This window comes from Treponema sp. Marseille-Q4130 (genome assembly GCF_014334325.1).
Taxonomy (GTDB): domain Bacteria; phylum Spirochaetota; class Spirochaetia; order Treponematales; family Treponemataceae; genus Treponema_D.
Genome location: NZ_JACSET010000006.1, coordinates 1 through 15478, shown reverse-complemented (window position 1 = coordinate 15478; position 15478 = coordinate 1). Strand labels below are relative to the sequence as shown.

Here is a 15478-nt window from a genome sequence, read left to right as displayed (position 1 = left end):
CCGATGGACGTATACCGTATATTGCGTATTTTACGACGGTGCAGGGCTATCGCGGGTTGTACAATGTTGTACAAGAGCTTAAACGGGCAAAGCAGCGATACATGCTTGTACGGGGCGAGACGAGGGCGAATACGACACTTGCGCGGAGCTACGTCGATAGCCTCTATGCGATTTATGACGATAACGAGCGCATGGCATATCTCGAGGGACGATTTGTAAACTTACGTACGGGGCGGGTATATCCCGATTATGACGATTGCAAATGTAAATGTAGACCGTTCGATATTGGAGCGGAGTACGTGATTATGGTCGGGCAGGACCTTAACTCCGGTTTTTCCAAAGCTGCCGCAATAATCAAAAAGGATAAAAGACTATATATAGTGAGGGGATGGAGCTTCGAGGATATCGGAACGGCTCCGGTGAAAATGCGTGCTACTTATCCGCATCATCGCATACTCTGGTACCCCGATTGTTCGGGCAAAGAGATATTGCGGGGCTACCGCGATGAGATCATCGAGCAGGGTATCGAGTGCCGTATTGGGAGCGTAAATCCGCGCATTATCGATCGCGTGTTTTACGTCAATAAACTGTTTCGCATGGGGCTGTTGCACATCTTTGATACGCGCGAGACGGACATCGTGTCGGAGGCACTTAAAACAAGGCAGTATGCGGAAAACGGAATGCCTGAAAAAGGCAAAGGTGAGGATGCACCTGATCACATTTGTGATGCGATTGAATATGTAATTTATCGCATCGTTCGAAGCGACGCGGATTTTTTAAACTTAAAAGATTTATCACGGGAGAATGTAAAAGAAAATGGCTACCTTCAAATCGTTGGCAAAAACTGAAAAAAACAAAAATCACAAACGTATATTTGACATTATAGCTCGTCACGAAGCGGAATGCGCGGAAACGACAAACGACGGATATGGAGAAATAACGCTCGACGCATCCGAACTTTCAGCGATCCGCGATACGCTCTATGACGAGGTACGCACAAATATTGCAACCGACGGTGCGGTGCAGAGCGTACAGGAAATGCGTGAAGCGTTGAGGCTGAAAACGCGGGAAAATATTGACGTGTTTATCCGCGAGCGATATGCGCAAAAAGCGATGCAGGCGCAAAAGGGTATCACGCAGGACGGCTACTATAACCCGACAAGCGGGATCGGTACGTTTATCGATCCGGGTATGAGTACGCAGAGTTTTATTCCCGTATCAATTACGCCGACGGAAGCAACGAGCTACTACGCAAGCGGCGGGTTACCGGCGAAAATCATCAACAAAAAAGCAGGCTGTCTTTCTCTCGACGGGGTGCGTTTTCAATGCGCCGCGTTTACACCCGATGACATACAAACGCTTGAGGAGTATGCGGACAAGTGCGGATTTACCGACGCATACGCACAAGGGATAACACAGGCACTCACGTTCGGCGGTGCGGTAGTATATCCTGTTCTCGACGGCGATAATCCTGTTCGTACACAGGCTGGTATACAGGAGCTTTTGAAAAAGGTCGGAGAGAAAAATTTTATCAAATATTGGGTTACCGCCGATCGCTGGAACTGCGTGTTTACGCCGGAGACAAATATCACCGCGCAGGATTATCTTTATGCCCGCAGCCTATTTATACCGCTCGGCGGGTGTCGAGTGAGTACACAGCGTATGGCGATGATACGCCCCGTAAAACTCCCGTTTTGGGGTGCAATAAAGCAAATGGGATGGTCTACGTCGGATTTTGAGGGCTGGATCAAAGACTACGAAGGCTACGAAATTATGAAAATGTCCCTCCCGATTATGGCACAGCAGATGTCATTGATGTATCACAGTTTGCCCGCTGACGGGCTCATAACCGAAAACGGACCGGATTATGCAAAATTATTTTTCAAGGAAAACGAACGGCAGATGCGCGAATGGAGTATGCTGCATCCGAAAGCGATAAACGCAATCGGTGAAATAAAAATACTCGAACGTACGTATACGGGATTTCAGCAGCTTATTTCGGAATCGCGTCTTGCCTTGTGTGCGAGTTCGAGCATACCCGAGAGTATTTTATTTGCGCAGAAAAGTACGGGGCTTGCAAGCGACAATGAAGACGACGTAACGCTCAAGCAGAGCGAGGCGATCCGTATTTTATTTAATAATGTCGCGCCGAGTTTTAAAAACTGTATCGAGCTGCTCGTCTATTCGTGTTTCGGGAAAAACTCCGAACAGGCGAAACACGCAACGGAAGTGACGATAAAGCCCGATACCGGCGTTATCCTCTCCGACAAAGACAAAGCCGCGCTCGGTGTGCAGTTTACACAGATTGCGGGGCAACTGTCGGCGATCGGTATACCGATTACGACGGCGATAGACATTGCGCATACATGTGTTCCGAGTGTTGAACTTGATGAAAAGACGATGCAGGAATTAAGCGGCGGTGAAGATGACAAAATCGACGGCGACCTTTGGCACATGCTCGACGCCGGAAGAAACGATATGCAGGGGGTGAAAAATGACACAGGAATTTAAACGGATATTGAAACTAAAAGAATCGCTCGGCTTGACGTGGAACGAGATTGCAAAACGGGCGGGCATACCCGTATCGTCGTGGATGACAGGTGTTCCGACGAGTACACCGTCAGATGACGAAATGCGAAAACTCGCGCCCGTGTTGGAAACTACATACGAGTATCTGAAAAATGGCAAGTGATTTTATTCCGAACGGATCAAAGTCGGCGTTTTTACGATTTCAACGTCAGGGCTTCCCGCACCCGAATTTGGCAGCTGAAATCAAAATAAAAAAATTATTAAAAAAAGAATATGAAAAAATTGTTCGAGAACTCTTGCATACATTTAGACAGCAGGCGGAAATTGCCGGTATAAGCGAAAAAAGACTTATAACCGACAGCGCAGGAAACGACGATTTTCAAGAAACGATGTCGTTTTTAGAGCAGATAGAGCAAGAGGCAAAAGAAAATGTTGAAAAAGCGAATCTCAAAGCATCACTCGCGTCGGTAAGAGAAAATCTGAAAAACGATCAAACCGACGAAATACCGAATATAGACCTTTTGGAAATCCTCGAAAAAATATTTTTTGAAAGTCAGAGCAGTTTTTCGAAAAAATTCAGCGGTGATGCGGGCGATACCATGCAGCGCATTATCAAAAGTTTTTCAATCGATAAACAAAAGCTCTATAACGACAATATGGCAGAAATTCGACGGTTGTATATCGATAATTCGATGAGGCGGATAGCAGGTGAGAAGGATTTATTAAAACGAAAGTTATTGCAAAAAATAGACAATTACGTCGTCGGAAAATCGGATGTACTCGATATACGAGCGCTTACAAAACAAATGCTCGGATCGTCCGCTCGTATGGCGCGATTTTTTGCGCGTGATCAACTTTCACGGCTCAATAAAGCTACGGCAATCGCGACGTTTGTAAATGCCGGAGTAACTAAGGTAAAGTGGGTGACGGCTCACGATGTCCGTGTCCGCTCAACACATGCGGCGCTTGACGGGCAAATATTCGATATAAACGCACTGCCGGACGAAGTGGATGACTATAACTGTAGGTGCGCGCTCGTGCCGGTTGAATACGCTGAATGACTATAGATGTATAGGGAGGTATGTAAAAAAATGAATTTCGGCGGTGCCATAACTATAGGAATAACAATCGCGGGCTTTGTAGGCGGCGTCATTATTAAAATTGCGGATATATCGATCCAGTTGGGGCGGATTTTGCAAAGAGTAAATACAAACGAAGAGAGAGATAGAGAAGAACGGGCAAAGGCGCGTGAAAAGTTTTCGGATTTGTATTCTCGTTCGTCATCGCATGAATCATTGCTTGCCGTATTGGTCGAAAAAATCGACGGCATAAAAGAGGACACAAAGGATATCAAAGATGCGCTCAAAAAGGAGAGGCACGAATGAATTATCTTTTTCAAAATGATCCTGCGCTTTATCAAGTGATACAGCGGATCGGATGTTTTTTTAGGAGCGCGTTACATCTTGCGGAATTAAAAGCAGGTCGTGCGCTTACCGCGCAAGAAATCAATGCGTTATGGGAAAAATCGAAAAAACTTGAATATATTACGACGCTGCACGGAGAAAAAAACTGCGTGGCAAATTCCGCTGCGATTGCGAACCTCGCATTACAAACACTCGGATGCTCCGGCAAGTTTGTCGAAGTAGCGGTTTTTAGAAACGGCGTATTCACATGGTATGCGAGCGTAAAAGAGCGTCGTGCGGATGCGTTTATACAAAAGATACGACAAGGCGGTCCGAGCGGGACACATTTTTTATGTGTCGATAAAAACGGTGATGCGCTATTTGAGCCGCACGATCCGCCGATAAAAGCGCTCGGGATTTTTTATACGATTTGTTATCGGTACGACGGAGGCGAAGATGATAGGGCTGCATAATGACGAATCTGCTGAAAGCAGAAAAGATGTAAAACAAGGGTTAAAAGCGAAACCGATATCGCTGAAAAGCCAGATAATCGCTGCGATCTGGATTGCCGGATGGTCGGCATTTAAGTTTGCAAGCGATAGCTACAGTATCAAGATAAACGATGTTATTTTTTCGGGGCTTGGCATTGCCGCCTGTTTTAGCCCTGTGTATTTATCCATTGTCATGGACAAAATAAAAGAAATCCGTTTCGGAGGTACGACACAATGAATGCGATTTTAATCTTACTTGCAATGATTGTGATATTGGCAATTTTTATTGTCATACTCGCAAAAATAATAAAGAAAATCAGCAAAGAAAATGAGGCGCTGCGCTGGAGAGTTGCAAAGCAATCGATGAATATCCGCGTCTTACTTGAGCATACGCGGGGGTTGGGTGAAATACAAAAAGAGAACGGAGAGCTTTTGAGGAGAATACACAATGCGCAAAGTGATGAAGATTTGGACGATATTATCGGTGATATTATTACTCGCAATAACGAGCGCGTGCAGGACAGTACCGGTAACGCCTCCGGTACTGCCGCCGAAGCCGAACAGAGAAAAGCTGGACGTACCGAAAAGCGTTAAAGACTATGCAGCGCTTATTCTGTACTACGATACCCTCGTACAGCAATGGGAACTATGGGGCGATACCGTTGAGAAAATAGTGCAGGACAGCGCCGATAAAAAATGACTATAAGCATATATGGCAGAACTGAAAAATATCCGTATTGCCGTAAGCGGCATTTATGATTACGCATACTCCGAACTTCCGACACTCAGGCTTCCGTTTCCTCATCAGGACGGCGCGCCGGAGTGGGCGGAGAAAAAAGACATATACAAGGTATATCGCCCCGCAAGTGTGTTAGCGGCCGCGTGCGGCAAGTTTAAGTTATTGCCGCTGACACATCATCATCCGTCCGTTTTAGTCGACAGTCGTAATTTTCGCGATCTCACAATCGGCTACACGGGGGAAAATCCGTTTGTCGATTACCTTGACGATAAGGACGAAGTCGGCATCCGAAGCAATGTACTTTTGTACGACGACGAAGCACAAGGCGCATACGAGCGAGGGGAAAAACAGTTAAGCCCCGGATATATCGCGACGTTCGAATGGCAGCGCGGAGTAAGTCCGCACGGCGAGCCGTACGACATCGTGATGAAAGAGATCATCGACGTAAATCACCTTGCGTTGCTCCCTGCAGGGCGCGGCGGCGAGGATGCCGTCGTACTCGATAAAGAACCGGAGCGGCAAACGATATTCGACATCGTGCGCATGACAAGGGACGAGCAGGATGTGAACGGCAACGAGCATTCGGCGAGCAACGGGCGGTTTGTAAGCAAGGGAGGAGGCGGTGCCGATCAAGGAAAGAATAACAGCGAAACAGAAGAAGATGATGATAGCGGCTATCCAGAAAAAAACTATCCTGAATATAAAGGTACCGGTCAAAAGGCTATTGATTTTTTAGTAAAGAATAAAGGCGGACAAGTCAAGGGGGCATTCAGCAGGAAAGATGTAGGAGATATAGACGTAGTATGGGGAGAGGTTACCAACAAAACAGAACATACAGGATATGGACTGGCACATATTATTGATAAACACGGAGATAGTGCTGTTAAAAAATTAGGTGATGTCATTGAAACGGGCGAACTTACAATGACGGATAAACGTGGCAGAATATATATCGAGAAAGAAAATTATAAAGCTGTAATACGAAACTCATGGAATGGAAATCCGAAAAAATGGATTGTAACTGGGTTTGAAAAAGAATTAGCAGGAAACCGCACGGTTTCACGCTCTGCTGGTAATAACGTGACGGAGACCTCGTCACAACCTGCTATAGATATTATAGCACAATACGGGCAAAAAAGCAAGGTAATTGATGAAATAAATAAGGCTTCCCTACGGTGGCAGGGTACGAAAGACGGTTATGTCTTCCAAGCTTATCAAGCTCTTACCACAGGAAGCCCTACAGATAATATATCACAATCCGTAAAAAAACGCAAGACAATTTTTGAACGAGTACAAGGCACGATATTTGACTTATACGCGCCGTAAAAATGACTATATACGCGGAGGTAATTATGAAATTATTAACGGGTTTGTTTATGGCCGCAAAAAGACGGCTTATGACAACCGACAACGGGGCGGAATCCTTTAAAACTGCGCTCGACGAGATAATCGCGAAAAAAGATACCTTGTCGCCGGAAGAAATCGGATCCCGTATCGATGCGCTGAAAAAGCTCACCGACGATTTACCCGAAAGCGATGGGAAATCACAGCTGTTGCGCTATCTCGAAGATTTTCGGGAAGTCAAAAGCCAAGATGCGAATGTCGCTGCGGAAGCCGCGAGCGCAGTCGCCGAACAGTTTGAAAAACTGTACACGGAAGCGTTACAGGACGCGCCCGAAGTGACGCCGAAAACCGGCGACACTCCGCCTGCACAGGAGCCGAAAAAAGACGATCCGCCGCCTGCATCCGGCGGAACTGACGATCCTGCAAAAAAAGCGGCGGAAGAAACCAAAGCGCCGGATAACGGAAAAGAGACCAAAGACGAGGAGCCTGTAAAGGTGCCGTCGCTTGAGGAAATCTACGAGTACGTCAAAAAGCGTATGGCTGAAGACACGGGGAAAAAGGACGGCGGTGAAGGAGGCGGGGTATCGGGAGGCGAAAAGAAAACGGCAACGACGGATAACGCGCCGAAAATACCCGTAACAATCGGGGGCGAAACGAAGCCGAATGAAGGCAGCTTAGGTGCGCTTTTTGATATGGCAAAAGGGAGAAAAGCAAAATGAACCAAAATATGAAATTGCAAATCGGATTTCGGGGCGATCTTGAACTTACCGCGCAGGCCGTACCGTTACAGGAAGGCTACCTCAAAATCGGCGGTATCGTCGATGTGAGTGCAGACAAGGGCTTGAAATTCGGCGTTGTCGTCTCGGCAACGCCTACGGACGAAAACTCGTTTAAGGCGGGATTGACAAGCGGGGATGTCGTACGCGGCATCTGCGTATTTGACGATGCAATCGCGCAAAACTCACCCGCTCATCCCGACCGGTATCTTACGTCTATGCCGTGCGCAGCGCTCAACCACGGGTTTGTGTGGCTTACGGGATGGAAAAAGACCGCCACGGGAGCAGCTGATCCCGCGATCGGATCAAAGGTGATTTTCAAAAACGCTGACGGCACGATCGAGTTTGTACCGGCGGCGACGGCGGTACCGTCCGGCTGGACGCAGCTCGCAGGGGCAAGCGTGAGAGCACTCGATCCCGACAACGGCGCGCTTATTTATCTGGATTAACAACGGGAGGAAAACAGAATGATTATTAAATGCGCAGCAAGCATGAAAGGACTTGCGAAAGCGGCGAATATGCTTGTAAACGGAAATTCAAAGGCTGCCTCACTCTTGAGTGATGCGACCTTGTCGATAGGACCGGCGAACGATCCTGCGTACGGAGTACCGGCATCGGCGGTATCAAATCCGCTTTTCGTCGGAGATGCCGCAATGATCGGAGCGAGCCGCGGTAATACACCCGAACTCGAAGCGCTCTATAAAAAAGACGCGCGCAATGTTGACATTCGACCAGTGTACAATCCCGCAACGCAAAAATACGACATCATATTTTCACGGAGTGCGGGCTTTACGGGCGACGGCGCCGATCTCATCGGTATGCAGACGATTTCGCCGTGGAATGCGTCGTTCTTCCCCGAACTGTACCGGCAGCCGCTGTTGTACAGCCATGCGCGCGAGCTTGTAAAGCGCAAGGCAGGATCGAATCCGTGGGGCGAAGTACAGGCGCTCCCGCTTGCCGGATATTCCGGCTGGGCGCAGCTCGGCAGTGCGGGCACTGTCGGCGCGAACCTCAAAAAGAACGTCAACGTGCAGTCGGGTTTGATGGTCCAGCAGATCATCAATATCAAAATCTTTTTCAACTTTACCGTTGAAGAAATGCAGCGTGCTGAAGGTGACAACGGTGCGCCGTTTGCAGGCAGCCTCATGGCCGAAAAACAGCGCTATGCGCAGTATGTGCTCGACATGATAACGGACTATCTGACGTATTTCGGCAATGCCGATACGAATACGCAGGGATTGTTTGACATCAATGGGCTGACGACGTGGAGTGGAAATACGCTTGCGCAGATCGTCAACGATTCAGGCAACGCAACCAAAGGCAGCACGATGTATAAAGCGCTTGCGCAGGTTATCCGCGAGTTTATGGACGCGAGCTACAACAAGTTTGACATCATCCGTGTTGCGATGGCTCCGGCCGCGTACAACTTGCTGACTTCGACGGCGTACTCCGATGCGTACAACCCGCGCGGCGTTTTGGCAATTTTCGCCGAAAACTTCGAAGCGGGAGTGACGAAAAGCGGCAGCAAACCGAAGATCGAATTTTACTCCGATCCGTTACTTGCGGCAAAGACGCCGTTCAACAACACGGCGCTCGATCGCCTTGTTATCACCGCGCCGGAAGTCGGTGCAGGTACGAACGACGAAAAGCAGGATATCCTCTTGGCGGGTATTCCGCTTGAAAACTTTACCTATCCGGTGTACCCGAACAGTTACGACCAGCAGCACGCGGTGTTGCGTCGCTATGCCGGTGTATTCGCTCCCGTGCCGCAGGCGGTAAAAGTGTATTCGGGCTTCGGCATCAACGCATAATGTATCCGTACTCCGTAAATCGCAGCGGTGTACGGAATTATTAATTATTAAGGAGTAACACGCATGAAATACGTACAAAGTTTTTATCAATATCCGGTACTGTTTTCAAGCATCGGAAAGGCGATTCCCGCAAAAGACGCAGACGGCGAGCTGCGAAATATTGCGGAGATTGAAGATGAGGAGCTCGAAACGCTTGAGCGCTCGGAACCGATGTTCAATGCATTGGTGTCGGAAAAGAAATACCGCGTATTGAAAAAGCTCCCCGACAGCTATAAACCGTCGTCGCAGCTTTTGAACGAAGCGCGCGAAGAAGCGGAAAAAGCGAAACAGGAACTTGCGGCACTCAAAGCGGCAGGTAAAGGTAAGAAAGTCGATCCCGATCCGAAGTCCGACGAACAGATCCCCGATCCCGATCCGTCTGCAACCGATAGCGGAGAAGATCCCGATTTGAATAAAATCGACAAGGGGGAAAATAAATAAATTATGCGGAGATCGGATTTTTTGTATGCAGCGAATTTCCCCGATATGAGCGACGACGAAATAAACGCCGCATACGAAACCGTCTCCGTCATGTATTCGGGTGTAAATTCGCTCTGGGGTGTGCTTGACGCAGAAACGCAAAAAGCAAAACGGACGCTTTGTCTAAATATGTTGACTGCTTGGTATTTGCTCGATTTTTATCCCGCACGTGCATCCGGCGTAATCGGGAACGGCGGAATGGCCGTAGACTCAAAGTCTATCGGAGGTACTTCGCTCTCGTTCCAAAGCATGGACGCACAAGAGGGATTAAAGCAACTCAACAGCAATATATTCGGGCAAAAAGCATTGATGCTTTTGCAGAGTGCGCCGGAGAGGTTCGGTATCTATGCCTAAATCGGAGTTGACGGCACGATGTACCAATACGGTGGACTACTCAAAAATCCAAAAACTATTACGGGAAGCAGAAGTAAAAGTTTTGGTCGGTTTTCCATCGGGAAGAATGCACGTCGCGACGAAACACACAAAGAAAAAAGGCAAAAGATACACAGCCTCAATACAATCCGAGCGCGAAACTGCAGTGCTGGCAAGCGATTTGCATTTCGGGACAGCGCACATACCCGCTCGACCGTTTTTGTTCGATGGTATTACCAAAAATAAAAAAGAAATTGTTAAGGTAATGAAAACCGAAATGGAAAAAACGGTTAAGGGCGGAAAGACGAACTGGAAAAAAATCGCATCGTTTACTGTCGGGAAAATACAAGAGTTTGTGCGAAGCGATTTTTATAAAAAACACGTACCGAACAGCGACGAAACAATCGTGCGCAAAGGCTCCGATACGCCGCTCATCGACGGAGGGGATTTGATGGGCGATTTATCGTTTATCGTGGAGAAAAAATGAACGGAGTATACGGCGACATCCTTATCGCGTTTCCCGAACAGTTTCGGCATATTACCGTGTATCGGATGGACGCGCAGGTGAACGGCGGATTTACAAAAATCGCAGGAAGCGACAAACGCATCCGTTGTTTGTTCCAGCACACGAAGGGACGTACGCTCAAAGACAGCAACGGAAATCTTGTGAAGAGCTCCGGCTTCGAGCTTTGGACGCACGAAAAAGGTCTTGCGGGATATTTTGTAAATATCGACGACGATGTTTACAGAATTACGTTTGCGGAGGATTGGACGCACGAGGGAGGATTTGTCCGTTATGCACTTGATAAGGTAGTCGGCAATGATGGCACTGACACAGAAGACGCTACGTGGAATCTTGGCAAAGGTTCTTTCGGTTGACGAAAAATTAATAATTCCGAAACAGGGTAATTGGTGGAATCCGCAGGAAAACGCAAATAAACCCGCGACGTGGTGCGCGTATGTGATACGGAGCAACGTACCGCGAACGGTCCCGTTTTATACATCAGGCAGCGACGAAAAAACGAATTGTGCGGTAATCGAAAAAATCGCAACGATCGATTTACAGTTTGTCGGTACACAGTCGGAAGAGCTTGCGCAGAGCGTCGCACTCTGGCCGCTTCGAAGCGACGTACAAGATGCGTTTGCGGAAGTACGCGGAGCCGTTATGAACGACAGTATGGAAGCCGTAAGTTCGAACTTTTATCAGGACGGAAATAATACTGTTCTCGCGTGGAATGTTACGTTTCGGGTGCTTTGGTATCACGTTATTGATACGACGCAGGGAAAAATGGAAGCCGTATTGATGGACGGTAAAATCAATAAAGGACTATAAGGGTAGGAGGATATAACTCATGGATACTTTTAAAAACTCCGTTGCGCAGACGAATGTACAGTTTCCGATTGAAACCGTCATTGAGCCGATCGCAGGAGAAAATTACAGTCGCGTTATTATTTTTGCGCCCGTATCAAAGGCGACAGAATATTTACCCGGTATAAGCTCGGCACAGGCAGGAAGCCTTATACAGGTAAACTCGGCGAATTACGGGACGGTAACCGGCGCGCTGCTTAAAACGTGGCTCGTTCCGTTTTTTACATCGGCACAAGCGGCGGTTGTCGGTGTGGCGATCTACGACGACAGCTCCGGCGCATCGGAAAACACGCTCGCTATATTGTACGAGCGGTTTAAGTTTTTCGCGTATTTTAAATTCGGTATTGCGGAGGCGGACGCATATTCGGCGCTGCAAAAATCGCTTTGTGATTTGTGTGCAGCGGATGTGTTATATTCGCGTCTCTGGATCGGCATAAGTGATAGTGCAGTACTCACCGAACAAGCGGCGCTCGTTACGGCACTCAAAAATACGGCCGGCACGTATCGGATGATTTACAATCCCGATAAAAAAATCAATGCCGCGCTTGCACAACTCGGGCGCACGTTGAGTACGGCGAACAAAACTGGTACACCTGTCGGCAACAGTATCGATATGGTAGCGTTTTCGACGATTAAAGCGTCCGGCAAAGACGATGGCGAGGGTAACGCGGAAAATCTCACGCCGACGGAAAAAGCCGCACTCGACAAACAAAAAATCGGATATAACACCTACGTCGGAGACGGTACGGAAAACGTCGTTACTGAAGGTTCATTGTACTCCGACGGATTGAGCGTCGGGGCGGAATGGATTAAAGCATACATCACGTATATGTGCAAAGTCCAGACGGCAAACCTTATCAGCCGGATGAACAGTTTCCGAAACAACTCGACGTATCAGGCGATTTTGCTTATTTTACAAAATATCGTCAAAGGGTTTATCGATATGGAGCGGCTTGATAACTTTGTTATCACTGCGCCCGTGTTTAAAGACTTGCCGAAGGGCGGCGACACGATTACCGTGCCGAACGCTTGGCAGGCCGATTACCTTGACGGCGTACGTATCGTAACGGTATACGGTACACTCTACATCACAAAGCCGACACGATAAGGAGATAGACAATGGGAAAACATACAATAATTGCAGCCGGACAGTTTACCGCAACGATTACACATCCTCTTATCAACGGAGGTGCTCCGACGACGATCGACGGATTTAAACTCGAAGGGCAGATGGTACAGGCACAGCAGGCGATGGATTCGTCAAAAGTCATTGCGCTTGCAAACGGGAACACGATCACGATTACCAACAATAACGGTGCGGGTACGCTGACGTTCAACGTCGTTAAAACCAGTACCGACGGCGATATGGTGAAAATTGCACGTTCTCTCCAAAAAGCTGGAGACAGTGTCGGCGGAACAATCCGCATTACACAGGATATAAACGGTGTAACGGAAGGTACGACATTTTACGCTTGTACCGTCAAAAGCTGCCCGCCGATCACCGTACAGGGAAACGACGCGCCGGATTATCAGGTCGTTTGGAACTACGGCGAGACCGACGACAATTAACGAGGTAAACGATGAAAGAAACTATCACGCTCAAGCGAAAGGATTATTACGACGGGCTCGCACACGTACAGGAAGCGTTCGGAGATGATACGTCTTATCTGGACGGGTTTATCGTATCGTTTCCCGACGGACTGAACACCGCGAACAGTTTCGAAATTTGTCGCGCATTGCAGGATGCGTCGTTTGAAGCGAAAGTGCGCTTGATGAGATTGTGCATTGCGGGTAAAATCGTAAACGTAACGTGTCCGAACGGAGAGGAGGAAAGTTTTTGTCTTTCAGGCCCCGATGATTTACTCGACGGCTTTCCTCTTTTCCGCGAAGACCCGCTCGCGCTCATCGCGATTTCCGATTGCGTGTACGGGTACATATTAAAAAAATATTTGCGGCTCTCCCAGCCAACGGAGCAAGCCGCGACGAACTGAAAGAGGCACGAGCGCAGCGGATTATGAAAAAACATTGTGATAATGTTTTTTTATGGCTCTACTACGATTTTTGCAAAGAGTACGCACGCATACCTATGAGTTTTGACGAGATGCTCATAGGTATCGCGTGTAAACGTGCACGGGATGAAATACAGGAGATGAGCATTGAGCGCTAACAGCATAGGCGGGTTTTATGTCGATCTCGGATTAAAAGCCGACCGCGATTCCTTTAGTAAGGGAAAGCACTCGGTCGAAGCACTGACGAACAGTTTATCTCGTTTTATCGGCACTGTTCGAAACGCTTCGGCGATCGTCGGCGCGGGGATCGGTACGCTTACAGTTGCGTCGGGGAAGTTTGAATCGCAGCAGCTACTGACTGCAAAAGCTATCGGTACTACTGCAAAAAACGTTGACAAGTTGCGAATAAGTGCGCAGATTGTCGGATCTGACGGAAAAGCGTTTGTCAGTGCAGTCGGCGCACTTGCGACGAAAATTCAATTATTAAAAGATAACGGTGAAAATCTTACTGTTGTAAGCGATCAATTCGCAAAACTCCGCGAGGAAGCGAAGCAAACTAATATAGAGTTTGAAAAAATATCATTTCAAGATTTCTTGACAATGGATCCAGCCGATCGCGCCCTGATGATTTTACGTATGGGGCAAGCGGTAAAGAACCCGTTGACCGCAGCTACGTATGTAAACGGTTTACTCGGAAATACAGGATCGGATTTTTTAAATCGTGCCAACGAAGCGGGCAAAAGTATTGAGAGCCTTTGGGAACGAGCGGGAACAATAAGTCTTGTTGACGATGAAAGTATGCGAAAGGCATTCGGCTTTTCAACACATCTGTCAGAGTTTGGTGAACAAATAAAATCAAATTTATCGCTTTTCGGCAGCGAGCTCGGCGGCGGACTTACCCCGATACTCGAGCGGATGAATAAATATTTAAGTGATCACGGGCCGGAGATCGCTCAAAAGATAACGGGGATTGCGAACTCTATTACCAAAATAACAACTGCACTCGAGCCCATTGCCGGTACTGCGATAAAAACGGCTATTGCCCTGTTCGGCGATCTCGCTGAGACACTTGCATCCATTTCGGAAGGGGATTGGGAAAAAGTCGGTGAAAATCTCAAGAAGTTTTTCGGCAATGTGGGGGATGGCTTATCCGAAATGATTTTCGGCAAAGGTCTCAAGAATGAGACAAAAGGAAAATTTGCTGAAGTAGATAAAAGAGTGCAATCAGGTGAAATAACACGAGGTCAAGGTGTTGTAGAAAAGACACGTATCAGCGGTGAGGCTGTCGCCGCACATGCTGTCGGCGCAAAAACAATCGAAGAAGGAAATAGAATAATTGATGCAAGCGTAGAAGCAATAAAGATGTTACAAGCAGAAACAAAAAATACGAAGGCGCCTTACTGGATCAGTGGTTTAGGATTTACAACGATAATACGAAAGGAGTTTTCTGAATTTTTACCCGAAACACAAGAAATGGTAAATGCTGCCGGCGGTCCAGGTAAATTCGGGTCTTATATAAAACCGAAGTGGGCAATCAAAGACGGCGTTATTCGTCCCAACGGACAAGTTACACAGGTAGCGCCGGATGATTGGGTTTTTGCAGTCCGCGATATTCAGGATTTGGGGCGTGCATTTTTGCCGAACGCAGTATCATACGCGAATGCCTCGCAGTATATTACGATAAATCAAACCATCAATATTACATCACCGACAGACTGGATGCCGCAGACGATAAAGCAACAAGCGTTTAACGGAGCAAGAGACGGTTTATTGCAGGCAATAACGGAAGGAAACCGCAGGATACAATTAATGCCGGGAACAAGATAAAGGAGCTTTGTTATGAAAAAGATTTTTGTTGTTGCTTTATTAATTTTTAATTTCGTCATATTTGCAGAAACAGGATATACGGGTACAGAATGGTATTCCCCAAAAAATATTGTAATAAAATCTTTGTTTTTAAATTCTATAATTAATGGGGATAATGATAAGACATATATAAAAGAAAAAAATATTTTAGGTGAAAAAACTATAGTTAGCTATTATTTTTCTGTTCCAGATGATTTATCAAAAATAAAGGATTTTTCCCAAGATGAATTACTATGGTTAACTGGTATAG

23 protein-coding genes are annotated in these 15478 nt (G+C 47.3%); all 23 read left to right on the top strand.

Annotated elements, in window-relative coordinates; all coding sequences use genetic code 11:
• Positions 1 to 305: 305 nt before the first annotated feature.
• The gene (locus H9I36_RS07400) at positions 306 to 848 is read left to right on the top strand and encodes a hypothetical protein (RefSeq protein ID WP_187384738.1); all 543 of its coding nucleotides are present in this window, start codon (positions 306 to 308) and stop codon (positions 846 to 848) included.
• Positions 817 to 2511, top strand: a complete 1695-nt coding sequence (locus tag H9I36_RS07395; protein WP_187384737.1) for a DUF1073 domain-containing protein — start codon at positions 817 to 819, stop codon at positions 2509 to 2511. Before H9I36_RS07400 ends, H9I36_RS07395 begins: the two co-directional genes overlap by 32 nt.
• Positions 2495 to 2692, top strand: coding sequence for a helix-turn-helix domain-containing protein (locus H9I36_RS07390; RefSeq protein ID WP_187384736.1), 198 nt, complete (start codon positions 2495 to 2497; stop codon positions 2690 to 2692). Before H9I36_RS07395 ends, H9I36_RS07390 begins: the two co-directional genes overlap by 17 nt.
• Positions 2682 to 3590, top strand: a complete 909-nt coding sequence (locus tag H9I36_RS07385; RefSeq protein WP_187384735.1) for a phage minor head protein — start codon at positions 2682 to 2684, stop codon at positions 3588 to 3590. The genes H9I36_RS07390 and H9I36_RS07385 overlap by 11 nt, the downstream gene beginning before the upstream one ends.
• A 30-nt stretch (positions 3591 to 3620) precedes the next feature.
• Positions 3621 to 3914, top strand: coding sequence for a hypothetical protein (locus H9I36_RS07380; protein ID WP_187384734.1), 294 nt, complete (start codon positions 3621 to 3623; stop codon positions 3912 to 3914).
• Complete coding sequence (locus H9I36_RS07375) at positions 3911 to 4405, top strand: hypothetical protein (protein WP_187384733.1); 495 nt, start codon at positions 3911 to 3913, stop codon at positions 4403 to 4405. The genes H9I36_RS07380 and H9I36_RS07375 overlap by 4 nt, the downstream gene beginning before the upstream one ends.
• The gene (locus tag H9I36_RS07370) at positions 4389 to 4661 is read left to right on the top strand and encodes a hypothetical protein (protein WP_187384732.1); all 273 of its coding nucleotides are present in this window, start codon (positions 4389 to 4391) and stop codon (positions 4659 to 4661) included. Before H9I36_RS07375 ends, H9I36_RS07370 begins: the two co-directional genes overlap by 17 nt.
• Entirely contained in the window at positions 4658 to 5017 is a 360-nt protein-coding gene (locus H9I36_RS07365) for a hypothetical protein (protein ID WP_187384731.1), read from the top strand. The genes H9I36_RS07370 and H9I36_RS07365 overlap by 4 nt, the downstream gene beginning before the upstream one ends.
• 118 nt (positions 5018 to 5135) lie before the next feature.
• Positions 5136 to 6488, top strand: coding sequence for a DUF2213 domain-containing protein (locus tag H9I36_RS07360; protein WP_187384730.1), 1353 nt, complete (start codon positions 5136 to 5138; stop codon positions 6486 to 6488).
• A gap of 26 nt (positions 6489 to 6514) precedes the next feature.
• Positions 6515 to 7225: a hypothetical protein gene (locus H9I36_RS07355; protein WP_187384729.1), complete on the top strand. Its 711-nt coding sequence runs from the start codon at positions 6515 to 6517 to the stop codon at positions 7223 to 7225.
• Positions 7222 to 7731, top strand: coding sequence for a structural cement protein Gp24 (locus tag H9I36_RS07350; protein WP_187384728.1), 510 nt, complete (start codon positions 7222 to 7224; stop codon positions 7729 to 7731). Before H9I36_RS07355 ends, H9I36_RS07350 begins: the two co-directional genes overlap by 4 nt.
• Positions 7732 to 7749: 18 nt before the next feature.
• Positions 7750 to 9093 (top strand): major capsid family protein, encoded by a 1344-nt coding sequence (locus H9I36_RS07345; protein ID WP_187384727.1) that lies wholly within the window; start codon positions 7750 to 7752, stop codon positions 9091 to 9093.
• Positions 9094 to 9156: 63 nt separating this feature from the next.
• A complete protein-coding gene (locus H9I36_RS07340) occupies positions 9157 to 9573 on the top strand; it encodes a hypothetical protein (RefSeq protein ID WP_187384726.1) in 417 nt (138 codons plus the stop codon).
• 3 nt (positions 9574 to 9576) lie between these two features.
• The gene (locus H9I36_RS07335) at positions 9577 to 9966 is read left to right on the top strand and encodes a DUF4054 domain-containing protein (RefSeq protein WP_187384725.1); all 390 of its coding nucleotides are present in this window, start codon (positions 9577 to 9579) and stop codon (positions 9964 to 9966) included.
• Complete coding sequence (locus H9I36_RS07330; protein ID WP_187384724.1) at positions 9959 to 10471, top strand: HK97-gp10 family putative phage morphogenesis protein; 513 nt, start codon at positions 9959 to 9961, stop codon at positions 10469 to 10471. The genes H9I36_RS07335 and H9I36_RS07330 overlap by 8 nt, the downstream gene beginning before the upstream one ends.
• Positions 10468 to 10863 carry a hypothetical protein gene (locus H9I36_RS07325; protein ID WP_187384723.1) on the top strand — a complete coding sequence of 132 codons (396 nt, stop codon included), beginning with the start codon at positions 10468 to 10470 and terminating at the stop codon, positions 10861 to 10863. Before H9I36_RS07330 ends, H9I36_RS07325 begins: the two co-directional genes overlap by 4 nt.
• Complete coding sequence (locus H9I36_RS07320) at positions 10841 to 11317, top strand: phage neck terminator protein (protein ID WP_187384722.1); 477 nt, start codon at positions 10841 to 10843, stop codon at positions 11315 to 11317. Before H9I36_RS07325 ends, H9I36_RS07320 begins: the two co-directional genes overlap by 23 nt.
• Before the next feature lie 19 nt (positions 11318 to 11336).
• Positions 11337 to 12461 carry a hypothetical protein gene (locus H9I36_RS07315; protein WP_187384721.1) on the top strand — a complete coding sequence of 375 codons (1125 nt, stop codon included), beginning with the start codon at positions 11337 to 11339 and terminating at the stop codon, positions 12459 to 12461.
• 11 nt (positions 12462 to 12472) lie between these two features.
• Entirely contained in the window at positions 12473 to 12922 is a 450-nt protein-coding gene (locus H9I36_RS07310; protein ID WP_187384720.1) for a hypothetical protein, read from the top strand.
• 11 nt (positions 12923 to 12933) lie between these two features.
• The gene (locus H9I36_RS07305; protein WP_187384719.1) at positions 12934 to 13344 is read left to right on the top strand and encodes a hypothetical protein; all 411 of its coding nucleotides are present in this window, start codon (positions 12934 to 12936) and stop codon (positions 13342 to 13344) included.
• Positions 13345 to 13367: 23 nt separating this feature from the next.
• Positions 13368 to 13520: a hypothetical protein gene (locus H9I36_RS07300; RefSeq protein WP_187384718.1), complete on the top strand. Its 153-nt coding sequence runs from the start codon at positions 13368 to 13370 to the stop codon at positions 13518 to 13520.
• Complete coding sequence (locus H9I36_RS07295) at positions 13510 to 15189, top strand: hypothetical protein (protein WP_187384717.1); 1680 nt, start codon at positions 13510 to 13512, stop codon at positions 15187 to 15189. The genes H9I36_RS07300 and H9I36_RS07295 overlap by 11 nt, the downstream gene beginning before the upstream one ends.
• Before the next feature lie 12 nt (positions 15190 to 15201).
• The coding region (locus H9I36_RS07290; RefSeq protein ID WP_187384716.1) for a hypothetical protein at positions 15202 to 15478 on the top strand (277 nt) is incomplete at its 3' end.